Below are 16641 nucleotides of genomic sequence, written 5' to 3' on the forward strand. Positions count from 1 at the left end.
TAATCCTTTTCGATGGATTATGGACAGGTGCTACCTGACCATTTCATTGTAAAGGATTTTTTTATGCCTGAACGATAGAAAGTCGGAAAATTATGAAGATTCAGAGAAAATTAATGCAACGCTAGTGATACAAAACATAAGATTAAAGCGGAATATAGGATAAGTTATGGGTGTAGGTACAAAATAAACGAGTTGGGAAAGTAATATGATGCCTAAAATTATCATCGTATACATTCGTTTCAAAAATGAAATGGGCAGCAGGTAGTCTTGCTTTTCCTTCAAAAACACAACAAAGAAATGCAGAAAAAGGATGGGAACCAGCATCACTAATAAAAAAATCATGATTTTCCCCATTGCATCTCCACGAATTGAGGCTCCAAGAGCCATAAACACACCTTCCATGTCAAGCAATATCAATGACAAATACTTCGCAGATGGTGAGTTTTGTTTGTTTTTAAGCAGTAAAAGCGAGCCAACCAATGCAATCGCCGATACAGTTAATGCCAACACATCGAAGTCCGAAAAGTTACGATCGACTTGAAATGAAATCAACAATGGGATGTCATTTCTTGTAATATGCACATCCTTCGCCTGGTCGATTGTCCTCCATTTCATTATTGAAGCAAACTGATTGGGATCACCATCGTTAACCCGTTCAATCACATCGCCAATTTGCAGTCCCGCTTGCAGAGCTACATTTCGTTGGGCTATCGAACTAACGACCCAGCTACCCATTGCATCCTGTTCGACATTCACCCCAATTACTGGGTACTGCGAACTAATATAAACAAACCAAAGTTGGATTGAAATAAATAAAATCAGGACATATTTGGAAAAAATGATACTTTTCATCCCGTAACCTCTTTCTTTTTTAAAAAAATGTGATATAAAGGAATTAATAGATTTATTTGTCAAAGGAGGTGATAACATGCAAATGATTTCATGGTCTGCCGATCTTCATGCAACCGTTAAAAATCTCAAAAAATTGGATCCTTCCGCTCTCCAAGCACGCCTAAATGACCGTAATTTTATGAATTCCTTGGCTCTCTCCGCATCAGAAGAGCAAGCATTAGCATCTTCATTCCAATACAAGAACAACAATGAGATTAAGGCAGATTGGGGTTAAATCACCACTTCAATATTTTACCAAAAAAAAGAGAGAATGTATATCAAGAAACTGTCGTTTCTGATATCCATTCTCTCTTTTTATGTCGAAGCCTGCAATGGGTTGCAACTAAAGTCTGCCTCCTTACGCACTATAAATGTGCTGATATCCGAAGCAAAACCATATATGATAGAAGTACATATTATGGGAATTAATGGAATGGAGTGCAACATATGCGCATGCTTAGTGATCTTGTACTTATCGAGTGTTTTTGGGATTCTTTGGAGCTTGAGCTTGACGAAGATTTTATTGAACTATTAATATCTGAAATGAAGGAACGTAATATAGAAATCCCATCTTTGGATAACCACTTGTTTCCTTATTGCGAAAACCCTACTTTGTTCCCCGCTTCTATTAGCTATAGATCATAAATAGAGATTATTCGTGGTTTGTAACTAATGAAGCCTGCGGCGGAAAACATCTTAACAATTGCAGCTTTTCTCCGGTGGTACGTTCGCAACGAAGCTCTTCCACGCCTGCCGGCAAAAATATTTGGTCTCCCTGCTTTACTTCCATGCTGCCACCATCCCAAACTAAATTACCACCGCCTGTGGCAACAACAAGCGCTGAGAAGCTTCCCTGTTGGCCCACTACGCACGAGGTCGTAATTTCAATAGAGCTAAGTGCAAAATATCTAGTATCCTCGTAGCTAATGAGTGATCTCTCTATAAACCCCTTCGATTCATGGAGAAGCTTGGGCTCTAAGCGAAATCTCTCTGCAACTTCTTCTCGAGAATAAGCATCGTAATGAAAGCAATCAAACATTCGCTCGAAACCAATCCCTTGATGGCACATGAAGTCTGGAATAACTCTTCCGCCAGGCGTTGCCCGCTCTACACGAATCGTAAAATCCGTCGGCTCTTGGATCTCTAGCAGGAAACAGCCCGAACCAATGGCATGTGGCATACCGCCCTCAACCAAAAACACTTGCCCAGGCTCAACCTTTAATTTATTAAGTGAATCGATCATACCTGCTATATCTTGGTCCCAAAAAAGCTTTTCCCATTTTTCCCGAGTCATTCCCTGCTTAAATCCATATAAAATATAAGGCTCCTCGCCATCGATCTCTCTGCCTCCGAGAATGTACCAAGCCTCTGTTTTACCAAAAGCGGATTGAAAAAGCGCTTTCGCAGTTTGTCGATCGGGATGCACTTGGATGGTCAACCGTTCAGCTGAATCCAGTGCTTTGACAAGCACGCCCAGTTGGCTGCCAAACATCTGTACATGGCGTTCTCCCAAGAAGGAAACCGGCGCTGTGGACACAAGCTCCAATAAAGAAACAGGTGTCCCCCCTTCGATGTCCACCAAGCTTAAGCCCTCTATGATATGCTCTCGTCCCGCATTACGAGCCTGGACAACCGAAGCAATCCACTCCTCTGGAAAAGAATTATCCTGTGGTTCCTCATTGCCCTGCCATTGCTCAATCATCTTCCCTCCGTGGTAGGTTCTCCACACTCGGTTAGATAAAAGCTTCAATGGTCTTTGGCTCAAGTGTAACGATGGTTGCGGTTGCATAAGTAATCCAGCCTCATTTCTTGATCAATTAGTTACGAGTATAGCATAAACTTTCGGAATTTATAATGATATTGTGTTCGCCTTCTCCGATTATATGTTTACAATCGCCTTAATGACACCCGTTTCCGGCTTCATCCAGGACTCATAGGAGGTAATCATCTCATCAAAAGCAGCGCGATGCGTAATAAAAGCATCCGTGTCAACCTGCCCTTCAAGTATACTGGCAATTACCCGTTCAAAATCAATACGAGTAGCATTACGGCTGCTCATCATGGTCATTTCACGTTTATGGAACTCCGGATCGCTGAATGTAATATCCGCTTTCACCAAGCCGACATAGACCAAGCGCCCGCCGTGGGACACATATTGGATAGCGTTTTCCATGGACTTGGCATTGCCGGTTGCATCCATAACTACTGTAGGCAGGTCGCCTCCTGTAATCTCCTCAATTAATTGCATAGGGTTCTGCAACGCATTGACCGTATAATCGGCAGGCACCCAATTTGCGCAAAATTGCAGGCGATCCTCATTGATATCCATAGCGATCACCTGAGCACCTGCAAGCTTAGCATATTTCATCACACCCAAACCGATGGGACCGGCACCGATAACGAGCACAAATTCACCAGGCTCAATTTGCGCTCTGCGGACAGAATGGGCACCGATACTATAACATTCTATGATGGCGGATTGGTCAAGGGAGAGACCGGAGGTTGCAATTAGGTGGTCCACAGGCACAACCATGTATTCCCTCATGCCACCGTCCTGATGAACGCCAAGCACACTCATCTGGGTGCAGCAATTGGTTTTGCCTTTGCGGCAGGCAATACAATGGCCACATTCCATGTATGGCATAACTGTCACAACATCACCCAAGCTTAAGCCGGTTGTACCCGGTCCAAGCCCCGCCACTTCTCCGGCCAACTCGTGGCCAAGTATACGTGGATACACAAAGTAAGGCTGCTTGCCTGTATAGGCATGCAGATCCGTCCCGCATATGCCGACTCTGCGAATCCGCACCAAAGCTTCTCCTTTGGCGGGAACGGGTTGTTCCGTTTCTGTCATCACAAATTGAAGGGGTTGCTCACAAATAATCGTTTTCACTATAATTTGCCTCCTAATACATTCATAATATTTTGTTAACCATCCTTATCTCTTCATTCCTTATCTTACTCTTCAGCTATGCGATTCGGTGCTGTGGCGAAAACGGCGAAAGCCCCATTTCAACAACAAAGGCACAATAAACAAAATAAATAAAATCCGAAACATCTGGTAAGCTACGACCAACGATACATTAGCGCCTACCGCCGTAGCTGTAACCCCCATCTCCGTCATTCCACCTGGCGATGTACCCAGAAATGCAGTCATTACCGAGATGGGCAGCAGCATGCTGAATACATAAGAGAGCCCTAACGAAAAGCCTACAACTGCCGCACTCCCTATAATCGAATAAGGAAGCAGCTTCTTCCAGTTGTGCAGGCTGCTGAGCTTAATACCTAACCCCATATAAATGCCAAGGCTCCATTGGGCAAGAAGTACGAATAACGAAGGCAGCGGCGGCGGATCATAGCTTCCTACGGTGAACAACGCCGCCGCGAGGATAGGTCCAAGGAAATAGGGCGTCGGAAATCTTAGTTTGATCGCGATCCATGTCGTAGCGATTACCCCGAGAAGCAGGATAACGGCAAACATCGGCCTTGCCCATACAGCATCCAGGGCAACCGTAAAGGAACCTAGCAAAGTATCTTGGATGCTGTCCGCTTGCCTGCCAAGCCCCGCCACTCCGCTGACCGACCCATTAGCCAAGCCATGCACAGCGAGAAAGGGGACAGTAAATATAACCGTCAGCAAACGAATCGTCTGCATAAAAGCGACCACTGCAGTGTCCGCGCCCTCCACTTCTTCGCTAAGCACGACCATTTGCGATAGCCCGCCGGGTATACTCCCGATGGCGCTACTCGCCACATCAATGCCGGTTTGCCGCGCCGTTATAAAAGCCACAATCAGGCTGAATATAACGGTTGTGATCGTCGCCACCAGCATGGAGGGCAGCTGTGTGGATATTTGACGGGCGCTTTCCATTGTAAAGGAAAGCCCCATGCTGTAGCCGAGCAGCGCCAAGCTCATATTGCGCAGCCCCACCGGCCAAGCCAAGCTGCGGCGGAGTAGAGCCGTCCATAGCAGCACGGCCGTCAAGGGTCCGAGCATCCAGCTTAAGGGCACATGGAGCCATGTGAAAACCATTCCGCCTGCAAATGTGACAAGGATCGTTTCTGCGAATCGATTCATAGAGTTTCCTCTTTTCCATATGCCGTTATCAAACGATACCTTCCATTATAACAAATGAACAGGGATGGGTATGAACTATTTTTGGAATCATGGCAAAAAGCCAAGCTTCACGGCTATTGCCCGTCCACTTGACTCTGCTATTTATGCGATGGATATAGAGCTTAAAACTGCACCAGGTCGGCAACCTTAACAGGCAGCCCGGTTTTGATGGAGCGGTTGCCAGCAATCCCTGTGAGGATCGACATCGCACCATCCACATGGGAAGCGGCACGCTCGAACCGGTCTGGAGCCGGTACGCCGAATAGATCGTTTAGCAGCACAGGATCTCCACCGCCATGCCCACCCGTAGTTTCCTCTACCTTAACATCATAAGGAGCGTCGAACATCGGATATACCGTAATTGCTTTTCCTTTTACAGCACCTTCGAGGGCTTGTTCGCCACCAGAATTCACGTAGGAGGCTTCGACTACATTCATCTCGATCCGTCCTTTGGTACCATTAAAGTTAACGCGGAAGCCTTCCCAAGGCGAATACGCATACAGGTTATAGGTCAAAATCGCATTGCTGCGGTATTTCACCATTACGCCCATTGTATCTTCAATATTAATGCCATCGCCGAACACGCTTTGGTCGCGGATATAGCCGTCATCCTTCTCGGCATCCAGGTACATAGCCTTGAGCTTGTCGTTCTCTTCCATATGGAGTGCGAACGGGTCATTTTTGGCATATTCGCTGCCATGGGAACGCGTGTAAAATTCGGTAACGCCACGCTTCTCTGCATTTTCACGACCGTAGAACATTAAATCGCCTAACGCATAAACCGTAGCCGGCTGCGTGCCGAGCCAAAAGTTTACAAGGTCGAAGTGATGCGTAGATTTATGGACAAGCAGACCGCCACTATTGCGCTTGTCGCGGTGCCAACGGCGGAAATAATCCGCGCCATGCTTCGTATTGAGCATCCATTCAAAATGTACACTTGTGACATCGCCGATAGCTCCGTCCATGATCAGCTCACGGATTTTTGTATTATGAGGGGAGTAACGATAGTTAAACGTAACACGCAAATGCTTGCCCGTTCTCTTGACCGCATCCAAAATTTCCTGGCATTTCTCTTCATCAACCGTCATCGGTTTTTCAGAAATCACATCACAGCCAAGCTCCATCGCCCGGATAATATACGTATGGTGCGTACGGTCAACGGTCGTGACGATCACGATATCAGGCTTGGACTCCTCAATCATTCGCTCAAATTCATCTGATTTATAAGTAGGTAGCGGCCCCACACCAAAAGGGGCGATTTGCGAATTTGCATAATCCATTCTAGTTTGATTGACGTCACAAAAAGCGACCAAATCGGAGGTATCCTTAAAATCCTCAACAATAGCTTTGTAGAAAAATGCAGCGCGCCCTCCAGTACCAACAAGCGCATATCTTTTACGTTCTGACATCTGTATTTCCTCCCTTGTGTATGCTATTGTGAGTATAGCGCAATAAATACATGAAAACAGCACTAAAATTGCTTACATTTCATTTTCACAACTTATCTTGCTATTATATAGCTGCTGAAGGAGGATGAACTGCCTAATGAACAATCAACGAGAGCCCAAGAAGCTTATTCATACGGAAAAAGATCTCTTTTATTTACATCATAATATTCGCACCGCCCCCTATACCATGCTGCAAAATCATGCCCATAATTCCTATGAAATCTATTATTTGCGTTCGGGTGAGCGCTATTATTTCATAAAAGATCGCTCCTACCATGTCAGAAAAGGGGACCTGGTATTGATCCAGCCTAATGTGCTGCACAAAACGATGCATGCGGAAGCTATCAGCCATGAGCGGATTTTGATCAATTTCCGTGAGAGCTATATCGATGGCATCTTCCACGAGATCTCCCCGGACTTGCTGCGCGTTTTTGATGAGGAGCCCGTGATCCATCCTGATTCTCTGGAGCTTGCGATGGTGGAATCGATCATGGAAAAAATGATGCGCGAGCAGAAGCACGCAGAGCCTGGGGCAGCGGGCTATACCAAGCTGCTGCTCGCAGAATTGCTGCTGCTGCTTTACCGGCATGTGCGGCCTGTGGACAGCCAAGGCAAAACTTCCGAGCATCCAACCACACTGCACCGCAAGGTATCGGATATCGTCAAATATATTAACGAGCATTTCCGTGAGCCCTTAAGTCTGAAGGGCCTTGCTGACCATTTTCATATTTCTTCCTATTATTTATGCCGCATTTATAAAGAAGTAACCGGCTTCACCGTGATTGAATATGTTAACCAACTACGCGTCCAGGAGGCGCAAAAATTGCTGAAAACGACCCGTTACTCGGTGACGGGCATTACCGAAAAGGTAGGCTTCGAGAGCAGCACCCATTTTGGGCGTATATTCAAAGCCTTATGTGGGCTCTCCCCGCTGCAATACCGCAAATGGAATGGATAGGCGCTATGCACTAAAGGTTCTCGTTCATTGGCCTTACAATCTTTAATAACAAAAGCAGCATGCCTAGCCCCAAGTGGGACAAGCATGCTGCTTTGAATACTCAGCGCACCGATCCTGGGCACGCATAGCTGCTATTGATGTTGCTGTGCTGGTAGTACTGCCTTAAATGTTAAATTAAATTTTCCGGATTTAGCTGCTCCAGCTCCGCTAGCACAAACCGCCCATCCTTACGAATCAGCACATCGTCAAAATAAATTTCGCCGCCTCCAAATTCCGGACGCTGGATGAGCACCATATCCCAATGCACGGAGGAACGGTTCGTATTATCTGCATCCTCATAGGCATTGCCTGGTGTAAAGTGGATACTGCCGTCGATTTTCTCATCGAACAAGATATCCTTCATCGGCTGCTTAATAAAAGGATTGACACCAATCGCAAACTCGCCAATATAACGAGAGCCCTCATCAGTATCGAGAATCTCATTAAGGCGTTTTGTATTGTTGCTTGTTGCTTCAACAATCCGGCCATTCTCAAAGCGCAGCACGACATTATCAAAAGAAGTTCCCGTATAAATCGTGGGGGCATTATAGCTGATCACACCATTAACCGAGTCTTTGACAGGTGCTGTGAATACTTCCCCATCGGGAATATTATGTGTGCCCGCGCAGGGGATAGCAGGGATATCTTTAATGGAAAAGCTTAAGTCGGTTCCTTGTGAAACCAAGCGCACCTTATCTGTGCGATTCATCAAGGCGACGAGCGACTCCATCGCTTGTGCCATTTTACTGTAATCCAGATTGCATACCTGGAAATAAAAATCCTCAAAAGCCTCGGTGCTTGTATTGGACAATTGCGCCATTGAAGCGTTCGGGTAGCGCATTACGCACCATTTGGTATGGTTGACGCGTTGCTCCACGACAGGACGTTGGTACTCCTGGACGTACAGCTTCATTTGCTCCTCAGGCACATCGGACGTTTCCGTAATGTTATCGCCGCTGCGTATCGCCAAGTAAGCATGCATCCGCTTCATCCGCTCCAGCTCCAGCACTTTAAGCGTCTGGTATTGCTCCTTCGTGCCTCCAAGCATTAAGCTTCGGGTTACTGCCGGATCACGAAGCTCGATAAAGGGATGCCCGCCAGCCGCGTAAACCTCCTCGATCAGGCATTTCGTCAGCTCTTGGTCATGCAACCCAATCATCTCGATCAGGATATGCTCACCCGGCTGTAAATTGACAGAATAACGTATCAAATTATTAGCGAATACTTTTAATCTAGGATCTCTCATTTCCAACATCTTCCCTTCTATTGGCCTACTACTTACTAATGTAACCAATTTCGGGGCAAACATCAATCATTCGCGATTTAAGTAGTAAATACCCATCACTATCCAGCTAAGCATAGGAGACATCATCATGCTACCAAGCACAACAGCGGCAGAAAGGGCTTCTTCGGCAGCTCCTTTGGCTATCGATTATTTATTAGTGGATCCCTCGCCCTTGATTAAATGCCTGAACTATCAATAAGCTCCAGCTCTTCGATTTTTTCAAACTCATTTAACACCTTAAAGCGTAGCTCCTGAAAAGATACATTCGATTTTTTCCTTGGGAATGGCAAGTCAATAGGAACGATATTACGGATCGAGCCAGGACGTGGTTTTAAAATAACAACTCGATTGGCCAAATAAATCGCTTCATCAATATCATGAGTAACAAAAATCATCGTCATTTTGTTTTTTTGCCAAATATCAATCAATACTTCCTGCATATGCGCTCTTGTGAAAGCATCCAAGGCACCAAACGGTTCATCCAACAGCAGCACCTTCGGATTTCTGAGCAAGGCTCTGGCAATGGCGACGCGTTGTGCCATACCACCTGATAGCTCCCTAGGGTAGGATTTTTCAAAGCCCTTTAAACGAACCAATTCGATCAGCTCATCTACCTTTTTGCGGGTATCCGCATTTTTTAACGATAGATCAGCGGCGATATTTTTCTCGACTGTTAACCATGGGAATAAACGAGGCTCTTGAAAAATAAACCCTTTTTCGATTCCCGGCCCCACTACCTGGAGATTTCCAAGCTTTACACTGCCGTTATATTGGGTATCCAAACCTGCAATTATTTTCAATAATGTGCTTTTCCCGCAACCACTTGGCCCGATGACAGTCAGAAATTCGCCCTCTTTAATATTCAGTTGAATATTGTGCAAGGCTTGCACAGACCCCTTGTTGGATTGAAATGTTTTGTTAAGATGGCTGATTTCCAATAATACTTCGCTCATTGTTTTCTCCCTTTCTTTTTATATTTGTAATTTCTAAAAAAAAAAACGAAGATATCCCAAGCTTTCTGGGACATCTCCGTTTGTACGGTCGATATCGTATTGCATTCATTTTTAAAAACCAAGTATTCCAATAAGATTTAATAAAGCTGATATTATCAAGATTTATGTATGCTGTCAATCCTTTTATTCTGATAACTCATGCTGGCATTTTCAAAAAAATATTATTTACTCTGCACTTATATGGGTAATGCTTTAGTAAGTGTATTTTACAGATCGTTTTTAATCTAAAGGAGGCGTTTTTTTATGAGTCCAGAAAAAGTTGCGCAAGTAGAGAAAATCCGTAAGGAAGAGAAACAATACCATGAGCAGTATTACGAGGATCATAAGCTTTATGAAGAGGACTCCTGGCTGGAAGAACCCGTTCCGCTTATTCTGGACCTAGCCGACCAAGTGAATATCGGGCAGCCGATGAGCATATTGGACTTGGGATGTGGGGTAGGCCGCCACAGTATTCCTTTGGCTCAAAAGGTGCAAGCAAACGATGGAAGAGTTGTCTGTGTAGACCTTCTGGATAAAGCACTTCAAAAACTGATTCACTACAGTGGCCAGTACCAAGTGAAAAATGTGATTTATACGGAGCAAGCCGATATCAGCGAATATCCAATTCCTGAAGGTAAATACGATTATATCGTAGCAGCATCTAGCCTGGAGCATGCCAGATCTAGACCTAAGCTAAAAAAAGTGCTGGATTCCATGGTTAATGGCACTAAAGGCGGCGGGATTAATTGTATTATTATGAATACGAATATCGAGGAATATGATGCCAAAAGCGGAAAGCAGCAGGATGCGTTATTTGAGGTTAATATGAGCAAGGATAAGGTATTAAAGCTATTGCGCCAGCACTATGAAGGCTGGGAGGAAATCCACGTTTCAGACGAGCCTTTGGAATTGGAGATAATCCGAGAGGATAAACCTGTGCTATTGAAGGCAGATTCACTTATATTCGCAGCACGAAAGCCTTAAATAAGGAATTCTTAGGCTCCAAAAAAATATAAGCCTCGGTGCTTGGTCTAAGAGCCAAATGAGCCGAGGCTTTTCTCGGTCTGTTTTAGAGCTTAGCGGCAGCAGTAATGGTAAATTCGTGCGTTGGCTTGAAGGGGAATTGCAGGGGGAGTAAAATCACGGCAAAATAAATAGGAGGTCCCCGGAAGACCCCCCCATTTACTTCTTCATATTATAGCCGGCTTCCCCAAAGGGCTGAAGCTGCTCGATCCATTTGGCCTCCAGCTTTTCAAGCTCATCAGGTATGTCCTGGTAGCCCTCATTACGTTGTTCTAATTGCTCCAGCACCTCAAACACAAATTGCTGCTCCCCAAATTGCTTCCAATCATTTTGCAGGTCGGCGATACGCTCCATATTCATGTTTAACTCAAATTGATGCCGGTTCCACCTGCCCTCCAGGTTAAGGCTGCTGCCAATAAATATTTTGCCATTCGCTGTGTTGCGCAGCCTGTATATGCCCATTGGCTTCTTCATTTCTTTGTAGGCCAGCACTAGCTCTTTTCTTTTTTCCTTCGACATTTGCTTTACCCCCTCCTTAACCCAATAAGCACTGCCATCAGGTTCCCGCTCCATTAATCCATATTCAATCATATAACGGCGCAGCGTCACATGATCGGCATACGCTTCTTGCAGCACCGAATTAATTTCCTTTTCTGTATAACGTTTGTTTGTCTTAAATCGGGAAATCAGATGGCGAAGAATGATGATTCTCCGTTTCTCTTTAGAAGGAAAGCTGGTAAGCGGCCCATCCAACCCTTCGGCGAAGGCATTCAATATGACTTCCTGGTATTCCTGTTCCGTGATCGCATATCGCCCATCTTGAATGGGAGCCGACCGTTGCGCAGCTGTCTGCTGCTTCATGGTACGTCCGCTCTTAGGGGAGCTGCTCGTTTTCTGCTCCAGCAAATCCATAATAGCCAAAAACAGCTTGGCTTGCTTCTCCTTCTCGCGCAAGGCAAAGCGGTGGTTACGGATCGTTGATGTGCTGCCGCCATCCAGCTTGTCAACAATTTCATTGTCGTTGACACCCTCATAAAAAAGCTGCAGCAGGTTTTTTTGCAGGTCGCTTAAGCCTGTTTGCCTTTTGCCCAAACCTAGCAAATACTCGAACATTGATCCATGCTCTCGGGTAATATGGATCGTTGTAAATTTTTCAGCCTCATAATAAACTTCAGCTTCCTTATAAATAACCCCTTTAGTAAAGCTGCTGCCACATGCTAAACAAACGAATGCAGCCGTGCTTTTATCAAAAGTATAACCCAGCTTTAGCTCCTCTAAAGGTACCTTCCACAATAACTCTGCATCCAACATTTATAAACATCATCTCCATACATCTATCAATATATAGATATATTATAATAATGTTTGTTTATTGTCAAACATTTCGATACCATGTCGGGATAATCCGTTCAAATCCAAGATGATCCTCCAACACAACTGCCATTCGTTTTTTCATGGATTCCAGCTGCTTCGGCACAACCTCAAGTGTCCAGGTAAGGGTTGGATATAAATTCATCGCCGTGTATAACGCGTATAAACCCCAGAACGAATCAGGTACCTTATTATCAAAATAACCATGGATTTGCCCTATACAAAAGGGAACGCTTACTTCCCGGCTAAAATAAGCAATTTTCAAAAAGTCTTGGTAGGGATCCCCCCAATCGTAGCGGTTAAAATCAATAACGCCGGAATAGCTCTCACCCTTAACCAATAAATTGCTAGGATGAAAATCATCATGCTGGAAACGGTTAGGACGATCCTTCATAAGCTGAAGATGAGCTCCAATAAATGCATTCACCTTCGCCTCCCCGTCAAATTGAACCCCACAGCTTGTGTACGCAGCCAAATGCCGCAAGTATTTGCCCTGCCTGCGTACATGCCAAGCCTCCAAGCCTGCTGGAGCCTCCAGTCCATGCATAAGCCGCAGCTCGGAGCCAGCATTCACGCCTATCTGGTATTGCTGGTCCCCAGTTAATGTAGGCAAGCGCTCAGCCGCCTCTTCTCCATCTACATAACGCAGAACCATATAACTTAACTCAAGTGCCTCAATCGTCCCAAATAGGATGGGCTCCGACGTTTTTACGCCAAGATCGTACACTCTTTGGATCACTTCATATTCAGCTTGCTTCTTAACATATTGCGACAATGGTGCCGTTCTTAGTACAAACGCTGGTTGATGATTGGCTTCACTCAAAAAATATTTACTGTCAAAAGAAAACCCACGTTCTACCTTGCTTACATGGGATATACCACTAAGCGTTGGCATATACAGTTGAACAGCAGCCAAGTCCATAGACTAGCCCTCCTCCTCATCATCATCATGCTGCCATAAATGGCGCAGCTCCTCATTCGTTTCCAGAAGCGATTTAAGCGTGCCTTGCGCCTCAATGCGCCCATCTTTCATCACGATAATATGGTCAGCGTGGGCAAGCGCGGTTTTGCGATGCGAAATGACCAGGCAAGTCGTCTCGCGTTGTGCATAGATACGCTCCCACAGCTTGCGCTCGGTTTCGACATCCAGCGCGCTGGATAAATCGTCGAACACCAGCAGCTCCGCGCCGCGGACGAACATTCGCGCCGCGGCCGTTCGCTGCGCTTGGCCTCCTGAGAGCTTCACACCCCGCGGACCGATGACGGTATCCAGACCGTGCTGCAAATGCTCAAGGTCAGGCTCCAGAACTGCCGCATGTACGGCAGCTTGCAGCACGCTTGGGTCATTAGCTTGACCCAGCAATATATTGTTCTTTAGCGTATCGCTGTAAAGCCGTGGAACCTGGGGTGTATAGGCGCTTTGCGGTGGAACGAAGAAATCTCCCGGCCGCTCCACGAGCTTGCCGTTCCAGCGAATACCACCAGCATCCATCGGAAGCAACCCAAGCAAGGCGCGAACCAGCGTTGTTTTGCCTGAACCGATCTGCCCGGTAATGACCGTAAACGAGCCCCGCTTAAGCTGCATACTAATATTCTGTATGCCACGGCCGGTTGCTGGGTATTGGTAAGTCAATCCATCCACCTCAATGACTTGCAGGCTTTCCTCACCTTTAGGAGGCGCATGCTGGGCACGAAGATCAGCCTCACTAATATTTTGGCGTAAATAAAGCGGGTGATGCTCCGTAAGCGTGTGCTCATCTGCGCCTTGGACTAAATCTGCCAACCGTTTTTTGGCTACGGTGCTTTGTTTAAAGTAGGTCAGAAATTTACCGAAATTTTGAATAAACTGGGTAACCGACGATAAATAATAAACAAATAAGGCAAAATCGCCAACCGTAAAGCTTCCATCTCTCATCGCTTGGGCGCCCAGCAGTAAAATAAACCCTGTGCCAATATTGACCGTATTCGAAAATATCGAATCCAGCGACTGGGTCAGCAGCACATCCTTGACCATCGCATGGCGGCGAGTTTCGTTCAGTTCACGAAACCGCCCAATTACCCGTTCCTCTGCCCCCGCTACCTGAATGGACTGCACCGTGCTAAACATTTCACTGATGGCACCCGTAACCTGGCTGGTTGCTTCTCGGCTGGCCGCACGGAATTTCTGCAGCATTGTTGTAGCTGCCTGGGCAATCGTAACGACAACAATAAGCGGCAGAAACACCCACACTGTCAACGATGCATTAATTCCATATAAAATCGTAAACGACACAACGGCAAAGGTCATCATTGCAAAGGCATCCACCGACCAGCTTACAGTTTCCTCAATTTGCTCCACATCATCACGAAAATTGCTGATGGCCTCCCCAGGCGAATAGGGAATAGCTTTTGCCCCCGGCTTCTTGAGGATGCGGCTGAGCATGTTTCTGCGCAGAAGCGCACCAACCCGGAAACGAAACTGTACATCGGTTACAAAGCCGATCACGATTAGGACAACACGCCCCAATGCGGAGGCAATAAGCAGAGCAATTAAAGCCCATACACTAAAGCCGAATGGGGAAGAGCCAGTAAGCGTATCGAAAAACTGCTTGGTTATCCAGCCCGGTATAATCGGCATCAAATAAATCAATGTCCAGGCAAGGGCATTAAGCAAATATAAGCCGATCCGGTAACGGGTTAATTTAAACAGAAAACCAAATGTACTCATGACAGCATCTCCTCCATTCCAACCTGCAGCATATGGCTATAACGGGAGCTACTGTCGGCAGCAAGTACGCTTCTGTCGCCAAACTCGATGATCCTGCCTTGCTCCAGTACGAGAATCTTGTCGGAGCGCCCAATTGTTGCCAAGCGGTGGGCGATAATAATACAGGTACGGTTCACCAATAATCGGTTGATTGCCTTCTCGATATGGTGCTCAGTAGCTGGGTCAAGTCTAGACGAAGCCTCATCCAGAATAACTAAGCCCGGATCAGACAAAAAGACGCGGGCAAAAGAGAGCAACTGGGCTTCACCAGCCGATAATCCGCCTCCGCCCGATTCCAGCAGGCTATCCAGTCCAGCAGCCAAGGAATGAAACCAATTGCCCAGCCCAAGCTCCTCCAGCACATGAATGATGTCCTTATCTTTAATCGCATTGTCAAAAAAAGTTAAATTATCCCTAACGCTGCCTTGAAAGATTTCGATATTTTGCGTGACCAGCCCTACCCTGCTACGCAGCTCCTTCAGTGTCATATCCCGCAAATCAACCCCCTCCATAAGCACACTTCCTGTGCGGGGATCGTAAAATCGCAGCAATAAACGGGCAAGCGTCGTTTTGCCGCTTCCGGTTCTCCCCAACACACCCAGCACCTTGCCACGCTCCAGATGAAGGCTCAGGTTATGCAGGGTCGTGATATCGGCCTCATAACCAAACTCTACTTGATCAAAGGTGACCGATAACGCCCCTTCCGGCAGCGGCAGGCCGATGCCATCCTTAATCGCCGATTCGGTCTCCAGCAGCTCCCGCACCCGAATAATGCTGGCATCCGCTTTTTGCAAATCCTCCATTTGTGTACGGATTTTCTCAATAGGCTTAGCCATCAGCTCGGTATAATAAAAAATCATATAAACGGTTCCAATCGTAATCGAGCCCTGTTTATATAAAATCGCGCTTAATCCAAAGGCTACAGCGTTGCCAATTGTGAAAATAACGAGCGTTGTGACCCACATCGCTGCCCAGCCCAAAAACGCTTTAACGCGCAAAGGCAGCCATTCCTTCATCATCATATAAAAGCGATACATCACGTAATTCGATGCCCCGTTGGCCCTTGTATCCTCCGTCCCCTCCAGGTGCTCGCCAAGAAAACCATAAAATTTGGAGCTCATCTGCCGCATATTCCCCCAATGTGGGACAGCAAACTGGCGTATATATTGGATCAAATAGATCGCAAAAATAACGAATAGGGTCATACTTACCCCAATTACCCAGCCTTCGAGAAATAACAATACCAGCATGCCTATAACCAACAATAAATTGCTTAATAAAGAAACGACAAAGTTAGAGAAAAAATTCGCCAGATTATTAATATCACCATCCACTCTTTCAATGATCGCACCCGAGGTGTGGGCCTTATGGAAGGACATATCCAGCTTCATGCAATGCGCCGCTACGTCGCCACGCAGCTTATTGGTGGCAATCCAGCCGATATTCTCGCCGATATAGGTTGCTGCTACCGTGAGGCCTTGATGGACGAGCGACACCCCAATAAACAATAAAGCCGCATAAACCAATGGTGCCGTGCTATCCCTGGTTTGGGCTGTATCAATAAAGTAACGAATAATTTGCGGATTGATTAATTGCATCACGATTCCACCAATGAGCAGAATAGAAAGCCATGTAATGCTTTTGCGCTGAGTATTTAAATAGTTTTTTAATAAGCCGATATATTCAGCTACCGGTATTTTCCGGTTCATAAAGTTCTCCCCTGTTCTAATCTTAAATAAAATTCGGGCAATTCAGCTATAGGTATTGATAT

At 45.9% G+C, this 16641-nt stretch carries 15 protein-coding genes and 1 pseudogene; 4 read left to right on the plus strand and 12 right to left on the minus strand.

Features of this window, described 5'->3' with window-relative positions:
* Positions 1–90 precede the first annotated feature (90 nt).
* On the minus strand, positions 91–852 hold the full coding sequence (locus G9U52_RS29410; RefSeq protein ID WP_166154405.1) for a PDZ domain-containing protein: 762 nt from the start codon (positions 850–852) through the stop codon (positions 91–93).
* A gap of 76 nt (positions 853–928) precedes the next feature.
* Between G9U52_RS29410 and G9U52_RS29415 the strand changes: the two genes are divergently transcribed.
* Positions 929–1126, plus strand: coding sequence for a hypothetical protein (locus G9U52_RS29415; protein ID WP_166154406.1), 198 nt, complete (start codon positions 929–931; stop codon positions 1124–1126).
* A gap of 218 nt (positions 1127–1344) precedes the next feature.
* The gene (sda, locus tag G9U52_RS29420; RefSeq protein WP_243767641.1) at positions 1345–1536 is read left to right on the plus strand and encodes a sporulation histidine kinase inhibitor Sda; all 192 of its coding nucleotides are present in this window, start codon (positions 1345–1347) and stop codon (positions 1534–1536) included.
* A 7-nt stretch (positions 1537–1543) separates the two neighbouring features.
* On the opposite strand, the gene G9U52_RS29425 is transcribed toward sda, so the two are convergent.
* From G9U52_RS29425 to G9U52_RS29440, 4 genes are all read right to left on the minus strand, one after another.
* On the minus strand, positions 1544–2593 hold the full coding sequence (locus G9U52_RS29425; RefSeq protein WP_207953295.1) for a type I phosphomannose isomerase catalytic subunit: 1050 nt from the start codon (positions 2591–2593) through the stop codon (positions 1544–1546).
* Positions 2594–2770: 177 nt separating this feature from the next.
* Positions 2771–3784 carry a zinc-binding alcohol dehydrogenase family protein gene (locus G9U52_RS29430; RefSeq protein WP_166154411.1) on the minus strand — a complete coding sequence of 338 codons (1014 nt, stop codon included), beginning with the start codon at positions 3782–3784 and terminating at the stop codon, positions 2771–2773.
* Between the two features lie 72 nt (positions 3785–3856).
* On the minus strand, positions 3857–4969 hold the full coding sequence (locus G9U52_RS29435; RefSeq protein ID WP_166154413.1) for an AbrB family protein: 1113 nt from the start codon (positions 4967–4969) through the stop codon (positions 3857–3859).
* A 161-nt stretch (positions 4970–5130) separates the two neighbouring features.
* A complete protein-coding gene (locus G9U52_RS29440) occupies positions 5131–6417 on the minus strand; it encodes a Gfo/Idh/MocA family oxidoreductase (RefSeq protein ID WP_166154415.1) in 1287 nt (428 codons plus the stop codon).
* A gap of 136 nt (positions 6418–6553) precedes the next feature.
* Between G9U52_RS29440 and G9U52_RS29445 the strand changes: the two genes are divergently transcribed.
* Positions 6554–7414, plus strand: coding sequence for an AraC family transcriptional regulator (locus G9U52_RS29445; protein ID WP_166154417.1), 861 nt, complete (start codon positions 6554–6556; stop codon positions 7412–7414).
* A 169-nt stretch (positions 7415–7583) separates the two neighbouring features.
* Here the strand turns inward: G9U52_RS29445 and G9U52_RS29450 are convergent, their stop codons facing one another.
* Both G9U52_RS29450 and G9U52_RS29455 read right to left on the minus strand, forming a co-directional pair.
* A complete protein-coding gene (locus G9U52_RS29450) occupies positions 7584–8699 on the minus strand; it encodes an aminopeptidase (protein ID WP_166154419.1) in 1116 nt (371 codons plus the stop codon).
* A gap of 215 nt (positions 8700–8914) precedes the next feature.
* On the minus strand, positions 8915–9691 hold the full coding sequence (locus tag G9U52_RS29455) for an ABC transporter ATP-binding protein (RefSeq protein WP_166154421.1): 777 nt from the start codon (positions 9689–9691) through the stop codon (positions 8915–8917).
* A 303-nt stretch (positions 9692–9994) separates the two neighbouring features.
* On the opposite strand from G9U52_RS29455, the gene G9U52_RS29460 reads away from it, so the two are divergent.
* Positions 9995–10714, plus strand: coding sequence for a class I SAM-dependent methyltransferase (locus tag G9U52_RS29460; RefSeq protein WP_166154423.1), 720 nt, complete (start codon positions 9995–9997; stop codon positions 10712–10714).
* Between the two features lie 198 nt (positions 10715–10912).
* On the opposite strand, the gene G9U52_RS41875 is transcribed toward G9U52_RS29460, so the two are convergent.
* The 5 genes and pseudogenes from G9U52_RS41875 to G9U52_RS29480 all read right to left on the minus strand — a co-directional run bounded on the left by G9U52_RS41875 (position 10913) and on the right by G9U52_RS29480 (position 16579).
* Positions 10913–11272 carry a GIY-YIG nuclease family protein gene (locus G9U52_RS41875; RefSeq protein ID WP_375790299.1) on the minus strand — a complete coding sequence of 120 codons (360 nt, stop codon included), beginning with the start codon at positions 11270–11272 and terminating at the stop codon, positions 10913–10915.
* Positions 11273–11287: 15 nt separating this feature from the next.
* Positions 11288–12064: pseudogene (locus tag G9U52_RS29465) on the minus strand (DUF2087 domain-containing protein); the annotation flags it as partial.
* A gap of 64 nt (positions 12065–12128) precedes the next feature.
* On the minus strand, positions 12129–13046 hold the full coding sequence (locus G9U52_RS29470) for an aminoglycoside phosphotransferase family protein (RefSeq protein ID WP_166154427.1): 918 nt from the start codon (positions 13044–13046) through the stop codon (positions 12129–12131).
* A gap of 3 nt (positions 13047–13049) precedes the next feature.
* The gene (locus tag G9U52_RS29475) at positions 13050–14831 is read right to left on the minus strand and encodes an ABC transporter ATP-binding protein (protein WP_166154429.1); all 1782 of its coding nucleotides are present in this window, start codon (positions 14829–14831) and stop codon (positions 13050–13052) included.
* The gene (locus G9U52_RS29480) at positions 14828–16579 is read right to left on the minus strand and encodes an ABC transporter ATP-binding protein (protein ID WP_166154431.1); all 1752 of its coding nucleotides are present in this window, start codon (positions 16577–16579) and stop codon (positions 14828–14830) included. Before G9U52_RS29480 ends, G9U52_RS29475 begins: the two co-directional genes overlap by 4 nt.
* Positions 16580–16641: the final 62 nt, after the last annotated feature.

This window comes from Paenibacillus agricola (assembly GCF_011440305.1).
GTDB lineage: Bacteria > Bacillota > Bacilli > Paenibacillales > NBRC-103111 > Paenibacillus_S > Paenibacillus_S agricola.

Coding starts and splice junctions, on each gene's coding strand:
- G9U52_RS29410 (WP_166154405.1), bottom strand. CDS start 852: ATGAAAAGTATCATTTTTTCCAAATATGTCCTGATTTTATTTATTTCA.
- G9U52_RS29415 (WP_166154406.1), top strand. CDS start 929: ATGCAAATGATTTCATGGTCTGCCGATCTTCATGCAACCGTTAAAAAT.
- sda (WP_243767641.1), top strand. CDS start 1,345: ATGCTTAGTGATCTTGTACTTATCGAGTGTTTTTGGGATTCTTTGGAG.
- G9U52_RS29425 (WP_207953295.1), bottom strand. CDS start 2,593: ATGATTGAGCAATGGCAGGGCAATGAGGAACCACAGGATAATTCTTTT.
- G9U52_RS29435 (WP_166154413.1), bottom strand. CDS start 4,969: ATGAATCGATTCGCAGAAACGATCCTTGTCACATTTGCAGGCGGAATG.
- G9U52_RS29440 (WP_166154415.1), bottom strand. CDS start 6,417: ATGTCAGAACGTAAAAGATATGCGCTTGTTGGTACTGGAGGGCGCGCT.
- G9U52_RS29445 (WP_166154417.1), top strand. CDS start 6,554: ATGAACAATCAACGAGAGCCCAAGAAGCTTATTCATACGGAAAAAGAT.
- G9U52_RS29450 (WP_166154419.1), bottom strand. CDS start 8,699: ATGAGAGATCCTAGATTAAAAGTATTCGCTAATAATTTGATACGTTAT.
- G9U52_RS29455 (WP_166154421.1), bottom strand. CDS start 9,691: ATGAGCGAAGTATTATTGGAAATCAGCCATCTTAACAAAACATTTCAA.
- G9U52_RS29460 (WP_166154423.1), top strand. CDS start 9,995: ATGAGTCCAGAAAAAGTTGCGCAAGTAGAGAAAATCCGTAAGGAAGAG.
- G9U52_RS41875 (WP_375790299.1), bottom strand. CDS start 11,272: ATGTCGAAGGAAAAAAGAAAAGAGCTAGTGCTGGCCTACAAAGAAATG.
- G9U52_RS29470 (WP_166154427.1), bottom strand. CDS start 13,046: ATGGACTTGGCTGCTGTTCAACTGTATATGCCAACGCTTAGTGGTATA.
- G9U52_RS29475 (WP_166154429.1), bottom strand. CDS start 14,831: ATGAGTACATTTGGTTTTCTGTTTAAATTAACCCGTTACCGGATCGGC.
- G9U52_RS29480 (WP_166154431.1), bottom strand. CDS start 16,579: ATGAACCGGAAAATACCGGTAGCTGAATATATCGGCTTATTAAAAAAC.